General features: G+C 40.1%; 24 protein-coding genes. 14 read left to right on the top strand and 10 right to left on the bottom strand.

What is annotated here, in order from left to right; translation table 11 throughout:
- The first annotated feature begins 179 nt into the window (after positions 1–179).
- A complete protein-coding gene (gene rpsT, locus PSPO_RS04310) occupies positions 180–440 on the top strand; it encodes a 30S ribosomal protein S20 (protein WP_010560657.1) in 261 nt (86 codons plus the stop codon).
- Between the two features lie 71 nt (positions 441–511).
- On the opposite strand, the gene PSPO_RS04305 is transcribed toward rpsT, so the two are convergent.
- Positions 512–892, bottom strand: a complete 381-nt coding sequence (locus PSPO_RS04305; protein WP_010560658.1) for a response regulator — start codon at positions 890–892, stop codon at positions 512–514.
- Positions 893–991: 99 nt separating this feature from the next.
- On the opposite strand from PSPO_RS04305, the gene PSPO_RS04300 reads away from it, so the two are divergent.
- From PSPO_RS04300 to smrA, 3 genes are all read left to right on the top strand, one after another.
- Positions 992–1444, top strand: coding sequence for a hypothetical protein (locus tag PSPO_RS04300; RefSeq protein ID WP_040642527.1), 453 nt, complete (start codon positions 992–994; stop codon positions 1442–1444).
- Positions 1445–1538: 94 nt separating this feature from the next.
- On the top strand, positions 1539–1778 hold the full coding sequence (locus tag PSPO_RS04295) for a hypothetical protein (RefSeq protein WP_010560660.1): 240 nt from the start codon (positions 1539–1541) through the stop codon (positions 1776–1778).
- A gap of 50 nt (positions 1779–1828) precedes the next feature.
- On the top strand, positions 1829–2404 hold the full coding sequence (gene smrA, locus PSPO_RS04290; protein WP_010560661.1) for a DNA endonuclease SmrA: 576 nt from the start codon (positions 1829–1831) through the stop codon (positions 2402–2404).
- A 14-nt stretch (positions 2405–2418) separates the two neighbouring features.
- Here the strand turns inward: smrA and PSPO_RS21935 are convergent, their stop codons facing one another.
- Complete coding sequence (locus tag PSPO_RS21935) at positions 2419–2553, bottom strand: hypothetical protein (protein WP_267890920.1); 135 nt, start codon at positions 2551–2553, stop codon at positions 2419–2421.
- A 122-nt stretch (positions 2554–2675) separates the two neighbouring features.
- On the bottom strand, positions 2676–3593 hold the full coding sequence (locus tag PSPO_RS04285; protein WP_010560662.1) for a 2-hydroxyacid dehydrogenase: 918 nt from the start codon (positions 3591–3593) through the stop codon (positions 2676–2678).
- A 155-nt stretch (positions 3594–3748) separates the two neighbouring features.
- On the opposite strand from PSPO_RS04285, the gene PSPO_RS04280 reads away from it, so the two are divergent.
- A complete protein-coding gene (locus PSPO_RS04280) occupies positions 3749–4414 on the top strand; it encodes an OmpW/AlkL family protein (RefSeq protein WP_010560663.1) in 666 nt (221 codons plus the stop codon).
- Between the two features lie 90 nt (positions 4415–4504).
- On the opposite strand, the gene PSPO_RS04275 is transcribed toward PSPO_RS04280, so the two are convergent.
- Both PSPO_RS04275 and fadR read right to left on the bottom strand, forming a co-directional pair.
- Positions 4505–5110, bottom strand: a complete 606-nt coding sequence (locus PSPO_RS04275) for a peroxiredoxin C (protein ID WP_010560664.1) — start codon at positions 5108–5110, stop codon at positions 4505–4507.
- Positions 5111–5468: 358 nt separating this feature from the next.
- Positions 5469–6191 carry a fatty acid metabolism transcriptional regulator FadR gene (gene fadR / locus PSPO_RS04270; protein WP_010560665.1) on the bottom strand — a complete coding sequence of 241 codons (723 nt, stop codon included), beginning with the start codon at positions 6189–6191 and terminating at the stop codon, positions 5469–5471.
- A 270-nt stretch (positions 6192–6461) separates the two neighbouring features.
- Here fadR and dsbB point away from each other — a divergent pair, with 270 nt between their 5' ends.
- Positions 6462–6986: a disulfide bond formation protein DsbB gene (dsbB, locus tag PSPO_RS04265; protein WP_010560666.1), complete on the top strand. Its 525-nt coding sequence runs from the start codon at positions 6462–6464 to the stop codon at positions 6984–6986.
- A gap of 1 nt (position 6987) precedes the next feature.
- A complete protein-coding gene (locus PSPO_RS04260) occupies positions 6988–7290 on the top strand; it encodes a DUF6170 family protein (RefSeq protein WP_010560667.1) in 303 nt (100 codons plus the stop codon).
- 22 nt (positions 7291–7312) lie between these two features.
- Here the strand turns inward: PSPO_RS04260 and PSPO_RS04255 are convergent, their stop codons facing one another.
- Positions 7313–7633, bottom strand: coding sequence for a ComEA family DNA-binding protein (locus tag PSPO_RS04255; protein WP_010560668.1), 321 nt, complete (start codon positions 7631–7633; stop codon positions 7313–7315).
- A gap of 163 nt (positions 7634–7796) precedes the next feature.
- On the opposite strand from PSPO_RS04255, the gene PSPO_RS04250 reads away from it, so the two are divergent.
- The 4 genes from PSPO_RS04250 to PSPO_RS04235 are packed head-to-tail and all read left to right on the top strand — an operon-like array spanning position 7797 to position 10873.
- Positions 7797–8531: a TrmH family RNA methyltransferase gene (locus PSPO_RS04250; RefSeq protein ID WP_010560669.1), complete on the top strand. Its 735-nt coding sequence runs from the start codon at positions 7797–7799 to the stop codon at positions 8529–8531.
- Between the two features lie 3 nt (positions 8532–8534).
- Positions 8535–9269, top strand: coding sequence for a 5-oxoprolinase subunit PxpA (locus tag PSPO_RS04245; RefSeq protein WP_010560670.1), 735 nt, complete (start codon positions 8535–8537; stop codon positions 9267–9269).
- A complete protein-coding gene (pxpB, locus tag PSPO_RS04240) occupies positions 9262–9954 on the top strand; it encodes a 5-oxoprolinase subunit PxpB (RefSeq protein ID WP_010560671.1) in 693 nt (230 codons plus the stop codon). The genes PSPO_RS04245 and pxpB overlap by 8 nt, the downstream gene beginning before the upstream one ends.
- Complete coding sequence (locus PSPO_RS04235) at positions 9947–10873, top strand: 5-oxoprolinase subunit C family protein (RefSeq protein WP_010560672.1); 927 nt, start codon at positions 9947–9949, stop codon at positions 10871–10873. Before pxpB ends, PSPO_RS04235 begins: the two co-directional genes overlap by 8 nt.
- Before the next feature lie 48 nt (positions 10874–10921).
- Here the strand turns inward: PSPO_RS04235 and PSPO_RS04230 are convergent, their stop codons facing one another.
- The gene (locus PSPO_RS04230; protein WP_010560673.1) at positions 10922–11371 is read right to left on the bottom strand and encodes an Hsp20 family protein; all 450 of its coding nucleotides are present in this window, start codon (positions 11369–11371) and stop codon (positions 10922–10924) included.
- Positions 11372–11590: 219 nt separating this feature from the next.
- Between PSPO_RS04230 and PSPO_RS04225 the strand changes: the two genes are divergently transcribed.
- The 3 genes from PSPO_RS04225 (at position 11591) to PSPO_RS04215 (ending at position 12823) form a co-directional block, all read left to right on the top strand.
- Positions 11591–12082 (top strand): TlpA family protein disulfide reductase, encoded by a 492-nt coding sequence (locus PSPO_RS04225; protein WP_010560674.1) that lies wholly within the window; start codon positions 11591–11593, stop codon positions 12080–12082.
- Between the two features lie 57 nt (positions 12083–12139).
- Positions 12140–12418: a peptidylprolyl isomerase PpiC gene (gene ppiC / locus PSPO_RS04220; protein WP_010560675.1), complete on the top strand. Its 279-nt coding sequence runs from the start codon at positions 12140–12142 to the stop codon at positions 12416–12418.
- 138 nt (positions 12419–12556) lie between these two features.
- Entirely contained in the window at positions 12557–12823 is a 267-nt protein-coding gene (locus PSPO_RS04215) for a GrxA family glutaredoxin (protein ID WP_010560676.1), read from the top strand.
- 79 nt (positions 12824–12902) lie between these two features.
- Here PSPO_RS04215 and PSPO_RS04210 read toward each other — a convergent pair whose 3' ends face one another.
- From PSPO_RS04210 to PSPO_RS04200, 3 genes are read right to left on the bottom strand one after another with little or no spacing between them, the layout of a single operon-like run.
- A complete protein-coding gene (locus PSPO_RS04210) occupies positions 12903–13178 on the bottom strand; it encodes a YfcL family protein (protein WP_010560677.1) in 276 nt (91 codons plus the stop codon).
- A complete protein-coding gene (locus PSPO_RS04205) occupies positions 13179–14306 on the bottom strand; it encodes an ATP-NAD kinase family protein (RefSeq protein ID WP_010560678.1) in 1128 nt (375 codons plus the stop codon).
- Positions 14290–14844: an elongation factor P hydroxylase gene (locus tag PSPO_RS04200; protein ID WP_010560679.1), complete on the bottom strand. Its 555-nt coding sequence runs from the start codon at positions 14842–14844 to the stop codon at positions 14290–14292. The genes PSPO_RS04205 and PSPO_RS04200 overlap by 17 nt, the downstream gene beginning before the upstream one ends.
- Positions 14845–14922: the final 78 nt, after the last annotated feature.

The following is a 14922-nucleotide window of genomic DNA, read 5'->3' as shown; positions in this document are numbered from 1 at the left end:
TGAAGTACTAGTATTGCTAAGTGCTTATTTGATATACTCCCGCCACTTGTTCGGTTGAGGCAAGCCAGTACAGCAATTAAGCTAAACTAAAGTACAAAAGTCATTGACTTTTGTACTTAATGTTGGCATATTCCTCGGCCTTTAAATTAAGCTTATTTTAAGATTGTTAGGAGCAAACCTTGGCTAACATCAAGTCTGCAAAAAAACGTGCTATTACGAGCGAAAAGCGTCGTCAGCACAACGCAAGCCGTCGTTCAATGATGCGTACTTTCTTCAAGAAAGTAGTTGCTGAAATCGAAGCGGGTAACAAAGAAGGCGCACAAGCAGCTTTCGAAAAAGTAGTTCCAGTTTTAGACCGTTACGCAACTAAAGGTCTAATTCACAAGAACAAAGCAGCTCGTCACAAGAGCCGTCTTGCTGCAAAAATTAAAGCACTTTAATTAGTACTTTATTTTGCAAATAAAAAAACCGGTTAACACCGGTTTTTTTATGTCTCAAATTTGTATCGCAACTAAATTGCCAGCTCAGGCAGTAGCTTCTTCAAAATACCTGCAATCTTTTTTGGTGAAAATGGCTTTACCACAAACCCTTTTGCACCACGTTCAATCGCGTCCTTAACGTTTTCAACCGTTGAGTGTGCCGAAACCATGACCACATTCGCCTCGGGTGAAATCTCGTTAATTGATTTGATCAGTTCTTTACCATCACCATCTGGCAATTCAATATCTAAAAAAATCACGTCGTATTGATGGTTTTTAATCTGTTCCAAACACGCTTGTGCAGTTGATGCTTCGTCTATGTTTGCTAAACCAAAATGAATCAAAGTCTGGTGAAGAAAGTTTCTCACTGTCCCTACATCATCTACTATTAAAATAGCGTGCTCACCACTCATAAATCGTCCCGTATTTATTAATGAATTATAATGTTAAACTTATATACTTATAATTCAGATCACAAATTAATGACACTATTGTCAAACGAAATTATACATATGTCTATTAAAATTAAGCGCCAGTCGTTAATGGGCGACTCAGCCAGCAAAAAAAAAGTAAAACAAAGAGCCACAAAAAAACAACCAGCTCAAAGTCCTTCGCAGGCTGAAATTCAAGCCGCACAAAAACAAGTAGCAGCCAAAGTAGAAGCTAAACCGAAAAAAGGCTTATGGTTAAGTTTAGCCTTTATTGCCCTAGCCGCTTTAATTACTCCCAAACCACAATTAATCTCGTACCAAAAGCTTAATGTAGTGGGTACGAGTATCTATTGGCCTGGTTTTTTAGGTCTACCAGCAACCATTTTTGATTCCGACCTCACCCTTGCAGGCGAAATCGACCAAGGAAAGATCTTTTTATGCGATAACATTAATCAAAATGTAGGTTGTCATAAATATCAAGTAGTTAAGCAGGAAGGTTTTATTTCGGTGATCTTGAGCTTATTTTCGGATTAGTTTTTTTTATTATAAAATTGTAGATTTTCTCGTTTGAACAAAAACTAGAATGCTCCGATAATTCGCGCCAATTAGTATTATCGGAGGCACCAAAGTGGAAAACTTAATTTTTTTATCAACAAACCTAACAATTGTCGCTTTATGTATTGGTGCATTTTTTATTAGTAATACTAAGGTTATCAAGCTATTTGCCGCAATTTCATTAGTTGCACTTTTTATTATGCAAAGTATGAATACTGCGCCACAACAGCATTTGTCAAATATCACGCTTATTCTGATTAATGCGTTTTATCTATTTAAAGTTTATACCCAGTATCAACTAGAACAGAATTAAGCATAACGATACAATAGTGACATGATTTCGTAACCATTTGGGGCCATATCATGTCACATTCCGATTCTGACCTTTTTTTACAGCAAATGGCTGATGTAACGCCACTCAAACAAGACGCTGTTTCAACCCCAACCTCTAACGCTAAGAACGCGCTAAGTAATTTCTACAAGCAACAAAGCTCAAAGCAAATAAGCTTACTAAATGATGCATTGAGTAGTGCAACTGTTGAATACGTTGAACCCGACGATTACATTAGCTACAAATCTTCAGGCCTTCAGGCTGGCGTATTTAAAAACTTGCGACTTGCCAAATATGATATCGATGGCAAAATTGAGCTGCAGGGCCACTCCATCAAAGAAGCACAGGATAAGTTAATACAAGAGTTGTCTGATTGTCATCGCCGCAACATACGTGTTGTGCTTATTAAACACGGTGTTGGCAAAGAAAATAGCGAACAACCAGCTAAATTAAAAAGTCATGTAAATGCGTGGCTTGTGCATTTCCCGTTTGTACTTGGCTTTCATAGCGCGCAAACCCATCACGGTGGCTATGGCGCAGTTTACGTATTGTTGAGTAAAAACGAACAAGCAAAACTTGCAAACAAAGAAATTCACGCAAAAAAATAAGGCTCTATTGAGCCTTATTCTGCATTTGTTACTACTGTATTTTGGTTTACGGCTTCATCAGCCTGAGTGAACCAAGCACTCACTCCTAAAAAAGCAACCAATAAAGCGACTGAGCTTAATTTGATCCCTTTTGCCATTGCGCGGTGCATAACTCCCCCAATAATTTTGTTTTTTTATTATTGTTTTAGTACATAAACTGTACTGGAGAATCATTCTAAACAATTTACAAATTTTAACAACCCATTAAAATGCTGGTTTTACAACCAGTAGTTTAATAACCTAAGTCACAGTCTACGGTGTTCACAAGCGCTTGGCCCGCTTTTAATCTCAAATAGTTATCACACAACTGACGTGTCACTGTATCAACATTGCTAAGCGCCGAGCAATGAGGGGTAATAGTTATTGCGCTATGCTGCCAAAATGCATGTGTTTGCGGCAAAGGTTCAATACTAAACACATCCAAAATGGCATGCGCTACCTGACCTGAATCGAGATTAGCTAATAGACTTTGCTCATCGATTATATCGCCGCGTGCAACATTAATAATCACAACACCTTTTTTGGTTTTTGATAAAAACGAATGATCAATCATATTGTGGGTATGTTTAGTTGAGGGCAATAAGCACACAATATAGTCGGCATCACTTACCGCTCGTGCTAAATCATCTTGCGCATAACTAGTAATGCCCTCTAGTGATTTAGCGGTTCGCGACCAAACACTGACATCAAAGCCATTTAGTTGCAGTAAATTTGCGCTGGCAGTACCTAGCTGCCCTGCGCCAAGAACTGTTACCTTATTGCCCATTCTTGCACGTTTTGGCTTCCACAGTTTTTCTTGTTGCTGCTTAACGTATAATTCAACTCGATGTTGATACGCTAAAATATGCGTGAGTACGTAACGGCTCATATCGCTTGCTAAGTTATCATCAACAATACGGGTAATTGGCACATTGGGTAAACCATCGTACTGCAATAAACTGTCTACGCCAGCACCAAACGACGCAATCGCCTTACAATTAACAAACGGTGCTAACGATCCTTTCGGTGGTTGCCATGCAACAATGTATTCAACCGCGAGTGCATCACTCACTTCTGGCCACACCTGAATTTTAACGTCAGGCAATATACTTTGAAATTTTTCGATGAGTTTATCGAGCTTGCGGTTGGGGATTACTAATAAAATACTCATAAACGAACTCTAGGCTGTCAAAAACTTAATCTAAATCAAATTCTAATGTGGATAGACCGTATTTGACTATCAAAACTTGATCTAGAACAGCTTTTAATTTTTCTAGCTACCGATAATAGCCACATCAAAACAAAAGATGATTCGGGAGATTATCGATGAAAAAATTACTAACTACAGCATTACTAACTTCAGGTTTAATCGCAGCACCAGCAATGGCAAAACTAAGCGTTAACGTAGGTGCAATCAACGTAAACCCTGACAGCGGTACAAGCTACTTAAATGAAATCCCAACAGCGGGCGTTTCAGTAGACAGCAACACCCAGCTAGGTATTACATTTGACTATGCAATTAACGATAACTGGGTAGTAGAGTTAGTAGCAGCAACACCATTTAGCCACGATATTTCTGGTGAAGGTAAAATTGGTGATTTAGCTATCGGCGGCGCAAGCATTGGTTCAACTAAACACTTACCACCATCACTGTTTGCACAATACCACTTCGGTAGCGCTGGTGACAAGTTCCGTGCATTCGTAGGTGCTGGTGTTAACTACACAATCTTCTTTGACAGCGAAGCGGGTGCAGACCTAAAAGCAGTATTAGGTACTGATGATGTTAAACTTGAGCTATCAAACTCATTTGGTTTAGCAGGTCAAGTAGGTGCAAACTACATGATCAATGAAAAGTGGGGTATTCACGCAATGGCTTCTTACATCGACATCGATACAGATGCTGAAGTATTTGCAGGTGGCAACAAGGTATTAACGTCAGACGTTGCAATCGACCCATTTGTATTTATGTTAGGTGCTAAATACAAGTTCTAATTAGAAATTAAACCATAAAAAATCCGGCAATTGCCGGATTTTTTATATCTTTTAAAAGCTGCTAAAATGCAGCTTTTAACGAAAAAAGACTTATAGGTCACCTTCGTTTTCAGAAAGGAATGCAGCAACGCCAGCTGGACTTGCGTCCATACCTTTTTTACCTTCTTCCCAACCAGCAGGACATACTTCACCGTGCTCTGAGTGGAATGCTAGTGCGTCAACCATGCGAAGCATTTCGTCGATGTTACGACCTAGTGGTAAGTCGTTAACTACTTGGTGACGTACGTTACCTTCTTCATCGATAAGGAAAGAACCACGGAAAGCAACGCCAGCTTCTGGGTGCTCAACGTCGTATGCTTGACAGATTTCGTGTTTAACGTCAGCAACTAGTGCGTATTTAACTGGACCAATACCGCCTTCGTTAACTGGTGTGTTACGCCATGCGTTGTGTGAGAATTGTGAATCGATAGAAACACCGATTACTTCTACGCCACGCTTTTGGAATTCTTCAAAACGCTTGTCGAAAGCGATTAGCTCTGAAGGACATACGAATGTAAAGTCTAATGGGTAAAAGAAAACAACTGCTTTTTTACCTTTGATTGCTTCGTGTAAGTTGTAGCTATCTACGATTTCGCCGTTACCTAGAACTGCTGCAGCTGTAAAGTCTGGTGCCTTGCGGCCTACTAATACGCCCATTATTTTCTCCAATTATTTATAATGAAATATCCAGTTTTGATGATTAATCATCATCTCTGGCAATAAATATAATGCCAAAATAAAAAAAACCAAGAGGGCTTGGCTTTTATTTTTATACTGCAGAAAGTTTAACGAATCGATGTAGTTAAAGATAATCAATTAAAACGATAAGGCCATTCGATAAAAACGATTATGATAGAAATCACACAATTGTGCGTTCTAGCTTATCAATCATTGTTGTTTTTGCACGACACTTTTCTTACGGTAGGTAAGAGGTTTCACCTACCTTGCTATTTCAGCAATAAAAACAAAAAAGCCAGCAATTGTGCTGGCTTTCGTTGGGTAAGCGCGCAGTTAATTACGCATCTTGCTCCATAATATCTTCAGGCATAGTTTCTCTAATTTCTTGCCATAATGCGCCTGACTCTAGACCATATTTACGCACTAAGAAAATAGACTCATCAAACTTGTCTTGCTCTGCTAGTGCTTTTAATTCTGCAAAAAACTTAAGTGCTAACTTTCGCGTACGCTCATCGGCAAAGTAATGACGCGCAATGCGTGCGTAAAAACCTTTGAAACCATTTAACGTTAATACGTAAATTGGGTTACCACAGGCAAATGCAAGTTCGTGATGCATGCGGTAGTCGTAATCTGCAAACGCTTCAGCTGTGTCGGCTAAATCATCAGCACGAGACAAGGTTTCGATTACTTTATCAGGATTTGTTTTAATCGCTGAACGCGTATAAATAGCACTGATATTGGTACGCGCTGAAAGCAACTGGTCAATTAGTTCGGGTACTTTAGTTGAGTCTAATTTAGCGAGCGTTTCTAGAATATTAAGACCCGACGTTTCCCAATAATTATTAACACGCGTTGGCTTACCGTGTTGAATAGTCAACCAGCCGTCGCGCGCCAAACGCTGTAGCACTTCACGTAAAGTTGTACGTGTTACACCTATAAGCTCTGAAAGCTCACGCTCTGCTGGTAAAATTGAACCTGGCGCAAATTCGCCGTTCCAAATCGATTCAACTATGTATTCCTCAGCAAATCCCGCAGGGCTTTTGGCTTTAAAAATTCTCATGAAGTGTCCAGTCGTTCTTGTAATGCTTTTTTAATCAAACTGATTGTACCAGATGCGATTGTTTGCACAAGCAAATAAATGCATAAGATAAAATAGTCTGTAAACTGTTTTTACCAAAGCTCTGTTAATGTTTGTAACGCATTTCACAATACAAAAATCACGCAAACCTTGGTATTTACGCCGTTTTACAAAATTCCATCGAAAATTCGTGCGAAGCAGTGACGTTTTTTTTATAGTGTGCCCCATTATCAACGAATTTTAGTATCGCCTATGTTTTCAAAACTTGCTCACTTGCCGGAACAACGCTTACCTTGGCTTCTATTAGCGGGCATCGCTCTTGTCCTAGAAGGTGCTGCACTTTTCTTCCAATACGCAATGGATTTAGGGCCATGCGTAATGTGCATTTATCAACGTACTGCGATGCTGGGGCTATTGTTTGCAGGTATTGCAGGTGCGATTAAACCGCAAAATGTCTTTGCTCGTGTTATCGGATTTACGCTTTGGGCTATTTCAGCAATTTGGGGTTACTTAATTGCTGCCGAACATATCGCTATGCAAAATAATACCGACCCTTTTGCTTTTGCAGGTTGTGCATTTGAGCCGAACTTCCCTGAGTTTTTACCGCTGCACCAGTGGATGCCATGGTTTTTTGAAGTAACCGGTGATTGCGGAAATATCAGCTGGCAATTTCTTGGCTTGAGTATGCCAGGTTGGATGCAAGTGATCTTTGCGATTGCCAGTGCGGTATTGTTTGTTGTGTTAATTACGCGTTTGGTTTTCGCTAAAAAGATTTAATATGTATTTCTCAACAAAAAACATTCCTGAATTAGATGGTTTATCAGTTCGACAACGACAAGAAGTTATTCACTTAGCCGTGGCGAACTTGCCGGCCAGCAAAAAAATTACACTCAATGTAGTAAAAATAGCGTGTTTAACACCCATATTTTTGCTGTTAGCAAATATTGAATCTTGGTGGTTGCTTTTATACTTACTAATAGTGGGTTTGTGCTATCCACTTATAACTACACCACTCACACTAATGTTTATTAAACCGCTGCTTAAAGAGGCGCGAGCTGAGTTCGAAAACAATAATAAATAAAGGGGCAAACGCCCCTTTTTAATTAAAACGTTACTCTACCTTTCAGTTTGGCGATTGACCTTTCACCAAATCCCTTAATTTCATTCAATTCCTCAAGGGATTTTATTTTTCCATTCTGCTCACGATAGTTAATAATTCTAAGCGCTCGCGATTCGCCAATACCGGGCAAGGTAGCTAACTGCTCTGCATTCGCCGTATTTACATTGACGAGCTCTAACTTAACAACCTCTTCAACGTTGCTCTTTGTCGGTTTTGTCGCTTGTGACTCTGCGTTCACAGAAAAAGTGATTGAAGTAATACCTAATAATAATGCGCCAAGTACTGGCAGTGAAAGTAATTTCATTACGCGCTCCTTTGCGTTGAGGTTCAAACCATTTGAACGAATTGTGAGTATATAAAGCATTTGCCTTACACTTTTAGGTATAGGCCAAAAATTCTTATTGTCAAAACCCTTCCGCCTAAAGCGATGAGTGATATAATTTTGGGAGAATTAAGAAGGGTACATTATGATCTCTAAAAACCAGCTAAAACAATTACGTGCGTTATCTCAAAAAAAACAGCGCAAGTTACAAAATTTATTTTTAGTGCAAGGTGAAAAAAACGTACTCGAATTACTCGACAGCAATTTAGTTATTGAACAGCTTTTTGCAACCCAAATTTTTTGCGAAAAGCACGCTTCACAATTAACTGACCTCAACATCATCACTTGCGAAGAAGAGGAACTTGCTAAAGCCAGCACTTTAGTAAGTAATAATGCCGCCATTGCGATTGTTGAAACGCCAAAACAAAGTGAGCCAAATAGCCAAGGTATTTCCATTGTGCTTGATGGTGTTGCCGATCCAGGCAATTTAGGCACCATTATTCGCGTGGCCGACTGGTATGGCATTAATGAGCTGATTTTAAGCCCTGACTGTGCAGACCCTTATAATCCAAAAGTGATCAGCGCGACAATGGGAAGCTTTACCCGTGTCAACATTATTCAAACTGAATTAACTGACTACTTTAGTAAGCAAACTCGTCCTGTCTATGGCGCTTACTTAGGCGGCGAAAGCATTCACGCAACCCACTTTGAAAGCGACTTAATATTAGTGATGGGTAGCGAATCTCACGGTATTCGCGAGCATATTGCCAGTACGATTACTAAAAAAATAACTATACCTGCATTTGGTCAGGCTGAATCACTCAATGTTGCTATGGCTAGCGGCATTATTCTCGATAACATCAAACGCTGCCAAGGATAAACCATGAAGCTCAATTGCGATTTAGGTGAAAGTTTTGGCCAATACTCACTTGGTTGTGACGAACAAGCCATGGCAGTAATTGATATGGCAAACATTGCGTGTGGCTTTCATGCTAGCGACCCAAATGTAATGGCGCAAACACTGAGTCTAACGAAACTTCATAATGTTGAGATAGGTGCGCATCCAAGTTACCCAGACAGGCAAGGTTTCGGCAGGCGTAGCATGCAACTATCAAATACCGAGCTGACCAATTTACTGCACTACCAAATCGCAACACTCGAAGGCATGGCAAAAGTACAAGGGCTTAGCCTTAGCTACGTAAAACCACACGGCGCACTTTATAACGATATGATGGCAAACTCCGAGTTACTTAACACCATTGCACAGGCAATCGCAAGTTACCCCAGTGAGTTAAAGTTAATGGTACTAAGTAAAATAGATAACAGCCAAGCAATTAAAATCGCACATAAAGCCGGCATTGAATTACTGTTTGAAGTCTTCGCTGATAGACAATACACCCCTGATGGTTCCTTGGTATCACGTAATCTTGAAGGTTCTGTGCACAATGAAACCAAGTTACTTGAGCAAGTGAGTGAGTTAAAGCAGTTTGGTACGATCACCACCCGTGATGGCAGTAAGTTAACACTGCAATGTGACTCGTTATGTGTTCACGGTGATAACCCTAGTGCAGTTGCTCAAATAGCAAAAATCAAACAGATTATTGGTAGCAATGAGTAACCCTAGCTATCGCATTTTTGATGCGAGCGAAAATGCCGTAATAGTTTACTTTAGTGATATTGTTTCAAGCGAGCAAACGCAAAAAATCGCTGCCTTTTCACACGCTTTAAAGACGTCACTAGGTGAATTAATTGTTGATGTGACCATTTCCTACACCAGTGCGTTAGTTACTTATCAAAGCCTGACTATTGATCACTTCTCAATAAAGCAAAAAATTAAAAGCGTACTAACCCAGCTAAACGATACTGCATTTTTAGTAAAACAAATCGAGTTACCCGCCTATTACCATAGCGAAGTGGGTGCTGATATCAACGCCATAGCAAAAGCAAAAAACCTGACTGTAACTGATATTATCAAATACCATAGCGAACAAATTTACAGTGTATTTGCAATTGGCTTTGCCCCCGGTTTTGCTTTTTTAGGTGAAGTAAACCCAATACTTGCCACTCCACGCCTTGCTACTCCTCGTAAAAAGGTAGCCAAGGGTTCAATCGCCATCGCGGATAGGCAAACTGCGGTTTATCCAGCTGCTTCACCCGGTGGTTGGAATCTTATTGGCAACTGCCCTGTTTCACTATTTGATGCTGCGAATACCCCACCTTTGCCTTTTAATATTGGCGATAGCGTGAAGTTTATACCGATTGAGCGAAACGAATTTATTCGCTTAGGAGGCCACATTGACTAGCGTTCTCAAAGTGATAAACCCGGGGCTCTATTGCTGCGTTCAAGATTTGGGGCGATTCGGGCAAAACCATTTAGGCCTTACCACAGGTGGATGCCACGACCCATATGCCTTTAAAGTTGCCAATGCCCTTGTCGGCAACCCAATTAATAGTCCTGCACTTGAGTTAACACTAGGCGGCTTTCGTGCGGAAGTACTAGCGCCAATAACGATTGCACTCACAGGGCCAAATGTCGGGTTTACGATTAACAATAAAAGCCAAGTGCTTTGGCAAAGTATTCAAGTAGCACGTGGCGATGTAATTGAAATTGCAACGCCCCACATTGATTTGAGGCACACGCTTGCAATTTCAGGTGGTATCAAGGCGCAGTCCCATTTTACAAGTGTTAGTACTGTCATGCGTGAAGGACTTGGCTGCAAAGTTGAAGCTAATTCACTAATAAAACAGCAAGCACCTCGTTTTACAAAGCAAAAGAGGTTACCTGCTAACTTAATACCTAACTATTGCCAAAACTCACCGCTTAATATGGTGCTTGCATTGCAACATCATGAATTTTCAACGGTTGATATAAACCGCTTTTTAAGTTCAAGTTATACCATAACTGGACAAAGTGACCGCATGGGTTATCGTATACAAGGTGCTGCATTAGAAAGCCCAACCGGTGCACGATTTTCTGAGGGTATTAACCTAGGTGCAATACAAGTCCCTGCCGATGGCCAACCCATAGTACTTTTAAATGATCGCCAAACCATTGGCGGCTATCCGAAACTTGGCTCAGTCACTGCATTAGATTGTGCAAACTTATTACAAAAGCGCGCAGGTGATGAAGTGGCGTTTAATGCGATTAGCATTGAAAAAGCGCAAAACCTTAATCACCTCGCCCAAGTCAAATTACAGCGCGCGCTCGACGCCTTAAACTAAAAAAGCGCCTTACGGCGCTTTTTGTGGTTGGGAAATCTGTTTTAAAGTTTATGCTTCTTCAAGTAACTCTTGCGTTGAGTTAATGGCAATTTTACGTGGCTTATGCGCTTCTGGAATTTCGCGAAGCAAAGTAATGTTCAATAAACCGTTTTCTAAATTTGCGCCTACAACTTTAACATGATCACCTAACTGGAATTTGTGCTCAAAGTTTCGCTCAGCAATGCCTTGGTGAATAAATTTACGCTCAGCTTGCGACTCTTTTTCAGCTTTCACGCCCGATACTTTTAGCGTGTTTTTCTCTGTTTCAATGGTTAACTCAGATTCTAAAAAGCCTGCAACAGCCATGGTGATTTGATAGTCATTTTCACCTAAAAGCTCAATATTATAAGGCGGAAAATTTGATTGTTTGGTATTGCGGCTCGCGTTATCCATCATTTGAGCTAAGTGATCAAAACCGATGAAAGAACGATAAAGTGGAGATAGATCTAAATTACGCATAGTATATATCCTCATAAAGCGATAATTGTCTTAAAAACGACTCTCCTAAAGCGGACAAGTCTTAAATAAAGTCAGGCAATTCAAATTGTTACCTGATTAGAAAACCCTTATGGCGTCTTCATAACTAGATATGTGGTGGCTAAATTCTTTTTCAAGGTATTAATTTAAATTTTTTTAATTAACCACCCTAAACTCACCTTTAGAGAACACTTCAACCCTATGAAATTAAATATAAAAAGTATCATTTCAAATATTTTATTTTTTTCTGTGATTTTTTTTGTGATCACCACTTTTCAGCAGCGAAACTTACTCAGTAACGACCAACCTGCGCCCTATTTTAATTTAGAGACACTACAAACCGGCGAGCGAGTATCCATTAAATCGCTACAAAACCAACAAACGGTGATTTATTTTTTTGCCCCTTGGTGCACCGTATGCAAACTCAGCATGCCAAACCTCGATAAACTGGCTAAAAATGGCAGTATCAATGCCATAGCCATTGCCGCTGACTATGAGAGCAAACAACAGGTTGAAGCATTTGTAGATGAACTATCCCTCAGCATGCCAGTGTTATTAGCCGATAGCCACACCGCAAGTAATTATAAAATTTCTGCGTTTCCCACTTATTATGTGATTTCAGAAGATTTAAAAATTATTGCCAAGTCGATGGGTTACTCCACAGAATTAGGCCTAAGAGCTCGCAGCTTTTAGACAAAATAGCCATAAGCCATTAAAATACGCGTATCTTAATTTGCATTCGAGAATCCAATGCCTAAAGCATGCGCTTATCACATCTTAGTTAATACTGAAAAACTTTGTTTAGAATTAAAAGAGAAGCTTAAAAAAGGAGCTGACTTTAACAAGCTTGCAAAACAACATTCAACATGCCCGTCGCGTAAACGCGGTGGCGACTTAGGTGAATTTAACAAAGGCGATATGGTAAAAGCATTTGATGATGTGGTTTTTAAAAAGCCATTATTTGAAGTGCATGGCCCTGTAAAAACAAAATTTGGTTATCACTTAATTAAAACGGTTTACCGTACTTAACCTGATCTTGGGATAACAAAAACATTTTTATTTAAAACACCCATCGTTATTTGCGAATGATGCGATTGAGTTAATCAATTTCACAAAAACGTTTTTCACTGACACAATGGGTTCATTAAATTTAAAGAGGAAAGAATAATGTTTACAGTAATTTTTGGCCGTGATGGCTGCCCATTTTGTGTTCGTGCAAAAGAATTAGCAGAGCGTTTAACTCAGGAGCGTGATGATTTTAAATTCCGTTACGTAGATATTATTAAAGAAGGCGTATCAAAAGCGGATTTAGAAAAATCAGCTGGCAAGCCATGTGAAACAGTACCTCAAATCTTTTTAGATCAAAAACACATTGGCGGCTTCACCGATTTTGAAGCATACGCGAAAGAGCACTTAGGCTTATACGCTGAGTAATACCAATTCAGTTATGTGTATAAAAAGTAAAAAAAGCAGCCATTAGCTGCTTTTTTGATATTGAAAATGCACTAAAAGCTTAAACAAGCTCTTTTACTTTTTCCCAAATCGCAACTACATGATCGCGGTCTTCATCGGTTAGTTCACCATTGCGATATGCTTTAACCAGTGACTTTTCAATTTTTTCATTTAATTCATCGCAGCTTAAATCATCACCTTCAACTTGCGCGTAACCTACTTGCAAGTCAAAGTGTCCACGTAAGTAACCACTTGCAAACAGCTCATCATCGCTCGCTGTTTCAATTAGTTTGTCAAAGTACTCATTGGCCTTATCAACATACGCTAAAAATTGCATTTATTTTTCCTCTTCAAGGCCCACTGCATACATCACATGATCGTTGTATCCAGTTACCACTTTTATAAAACCTGATAGTTCATCATCTAACACGCTGTCGCCTGTGTCACAAATAAGCGGACGGCCATTCAGCGCTTGCAGTTTACGTTTAGTTGCAACCACAATAATATTTTCTTTGCCCACTTGGCGAATAAGTTCAGGGCTAAGCTGCTGATTACCACGGCCAAAAATATGACCTTGCCCACCAATTAAGGTGATCACAATTTTAGTCGGTTTGCCCTTGGTTAAATCAATTAACTGCTGTGCGGTGCAATCTGCGGCAATAACGTCTTGGTCGAGCACAACATCGACACCGAGTAAGGTGTTTTCAAGCCCCATTTCATCCATAATCGCAGCAACGGTAGAGCCAGAGCCCATTACATAATATTCGTCATCTTCCATTTCTGACACTACATAGGCCGATAAGTCAGCAAGTACTAACTCATCCGTTTCTTTGCCGCCGCTTTTAACTGCTTGCACATAGCGTAATTCGCTTGGAACCTGCATTTCGCCATAGCGTTTGGCTTTTACAACCCCTTCACGAAATGCCGATTCATCAATATCCATTACATCCGCATCTGAAAGGGTAACTAGCTCGCCGTTTATCAACATTTCAACAACGCGCCCTGCTGCTTTGGGGGTAATCGCATATACGCCAGAATGAATTTTACAACCAGCAGGAATACCGAGTACGGTTGTATTATCGCTAACCGCACTGCACACATTGCGCGCTGTACCATCACCACCAGCAAATAAAATTAAATCAACGCCTTGTTCAATTAAGGTTTTAACCGTTAGTTCGGTATCAGCGGGTGATGTGTTCTCACCAACGGTCAACACAACCTGAGTAGCAAAACCCATTTCTTCAGCAAGGGTTTGCCCCATTTTGCCACTTGGGGTAAATATTTGAATCTGTTCTTTATAAGGCAAAAGCACTTCAAGTGCCGCTTGGGTGCGCTTATGCGATTTAGGTTCAGCACCAAGGGCAAGCGCCTCTTCAGTAACATTATCACTGCCTTTTAGGCCAACACTGCCGCCTAAACCAGCAACAGGGTTGATAATAAGGCCGAGTTTAAACTGCTTCGTCATTGATTAATTCATCCTGCCAAGTAAATTGTGCACGTGTTAGTGGGTATGGTGTGTCATAAAAGTCGCATAACGCCTTAATTAAGGTCTCCGTACGCTTATTAAACCCGCTATCAAGTAATTCATATACCTTTTTGTAAACCTTACGCTGAAACGCAAAGCGACACGTTTGTGCGCCGTTTAAGTTATCTGCTGATACATTAAAATTAAAGCCAGCTGCAACACTGAGTGCCCATTCAATTGCTTGTGGATGCACTTCCACTTTTTCAAATTCGGCCTGCTGCGCTTCATCACGCCCATCTGGGCAATACCAGTAACCATAATCTTCTAATAAACGTCTAGCCTCACCTGCCACTAACCAATGCGCCACTTCATGTAGGCCACTGGCATAATAGCCATGGGCAAATTCAATGCGATGAAATGCTGTATTGTCATCTGCAGGCAGATAAACCGGCTCGCCATCGCCTTTCACTAAACGTGTGTTTAGTGTGCGCTCAAAACAGCTATTAAAGATGGTAATTAAATCTTGATAACAATGCATAACGATAGGTACAGCAAAAAAGTGCTGGCATTTTAGCAAAAATAAAAAGGGGCTGAAACAGCCCCTTTTTTAAATATC

It is taken from the genome of Pseudoalteromonas spongiae UST010723-006, from assembly GCF_000238255.3.
GTDB lineage: Bacteria > Pseudomonadota > Gammaproteobacteria > Enterobacterales > Alteromonadaceae > Pseudoalteromonas > Pseudoalteromonas spongiae.
This window is presented reverse-complemented; position numbering and strand designations above follow the sequence as displayed.

Coding starts and splice junctions, on each gene's coding strand:
- PSPO_RS04305 (WP_010560658.1), bottom strand. CDS start 892: ATGAGTGGTGAGCACGCTATTTTAATAGTAGATGATGTAGGGACAGTG.
- PSPO_RS04300 (WP_040642527.1), top strand. CDS start 992: ATGTCTATTAAAATTAAGCGCCAGTCGTTAATGGGCGACTCAGCCAGC.
- smrA (WP_010560661.1), top strand. CDS start 1,829: ATGTCACATTCCGATTCTGACCTTTTTTTACAGCAAATGGCTGATGTA.
- PSPO_RS21935 (WP_267890920.1), bottom strand. CDS start 2,553: ATGCACCGCGCAATGGCAAAAGGGATCAAATTAAGCTCAGTCGCTTTA.
- PSPO_RS04285 (WP_010560662.1), bottom strand. CDS start 3,593: ATGAGTATTTTATTAGTAATCCCCAACCGCAAGCTCGATAAACTCATC.
- PSPO_RS04280 (WP_010560663.1), top strand. CDS start 3,749: ATGAAAAAATTACTAACTACAGCATTACTAACTTCAGGTTTAATCGCA.
- PSPO_RS04275 (WP_010560664.1), bottom strand. CDS start 5,110: ATGGGCGTATTAGTAGGCCGCAAGGCACCAGACTTTACAGCTGCAGCA.
- fadR (WP_010560665.1), bottom strand. CDS start 6,191: ATGAGAATTTTTAAAGCCAAAAGCCCTGCGGGATTTGCTGAGGAATAC.
- dsbB (WP_010560666.1), top strand. CDS start 6,462: ATGTTTTCAAAACTTGCTCACTTGCCGGAACAACGCTTACCTTGGCTT.
- PSPO_RS04260 (WP_010560667.1), top strand. CDS start 6,988: ATGTATTTCTCAACAAAAAACATTCCTGAATTAGATGGTTTATCAGTT.
- PSPO_RS04255 (WP_010560668.1), bottom strand. CDS start 7,633: ATGAAATTACTTTCACTGCCAGTACTTGGCGCATTATTATTAGGTATT.
- PSPO_RS04250 (WP_010560669.1), top strand. CDS start 7,797: ATGATCTCTAAAAACCAGCTAAAACAATTACGTGCGTTATCTCAAAAA.
- PSPO_RS04245 (WP_010560670.1), top strand. CDS start 8,535: ATGAAGCTCAATTGCGATTTAGGTGAAAGTTTTGGCCAATACTCACTT.
- pxpB (WP_010560671.1), top strand. CDS start 9,262: ATGAGTAACCCTAGCTATCGCATTTTTGATGCGAGCGAAAATGCCGTA.
- PSPO_RS04230 (WP_010560673.1), bottom strand. CDS start 11,371: ATGCGTAATTTAGATCTATCTCCACTTTATCGTTCTTTCATCGGTTTT.
- PSPO_RS04225 (WP_010560674.1), top strand. CDS start 11,591: ATGAAATTAAATATAAAAAGTATCATTTCAAATATTTTATTTTTTTCT.
- ppiC (WP_010560675.1), top strand. CDS start 12,140: ATGCCTAAAGCATGCGCTTATCACATCTTAGTTAATACTGAAAAACTT.
- PSPO_RS04215 (WP_010560676.1), top strand. CDS start 12,557: ATGTTTACAGTAATTTTTGGCCGTGATGGCTGCCCATTTTGTGTTCGT.
- PSPO_RS04210 (WP_010560677.1), bottom strand. CDS start 13,178: ATGCAATTTTTAGCGTATGTTGATAAGGCCAATGAGTACTTTGACAAA.
- PSPO_RS04205 (WP_010560678.1), bottom strand. CDS start 14,306: ATGACGAAGCAGTTTAAACTCGGCCTTATTATCAACCCTGTTGCTGGT.
- PSPO_RS04200 (WP_010560679.1), bottom strand. CDS start 14,844: ATGCATTGTTATCAAGATTTAATTACCATCTTTAATAGCTGTTTTGAG.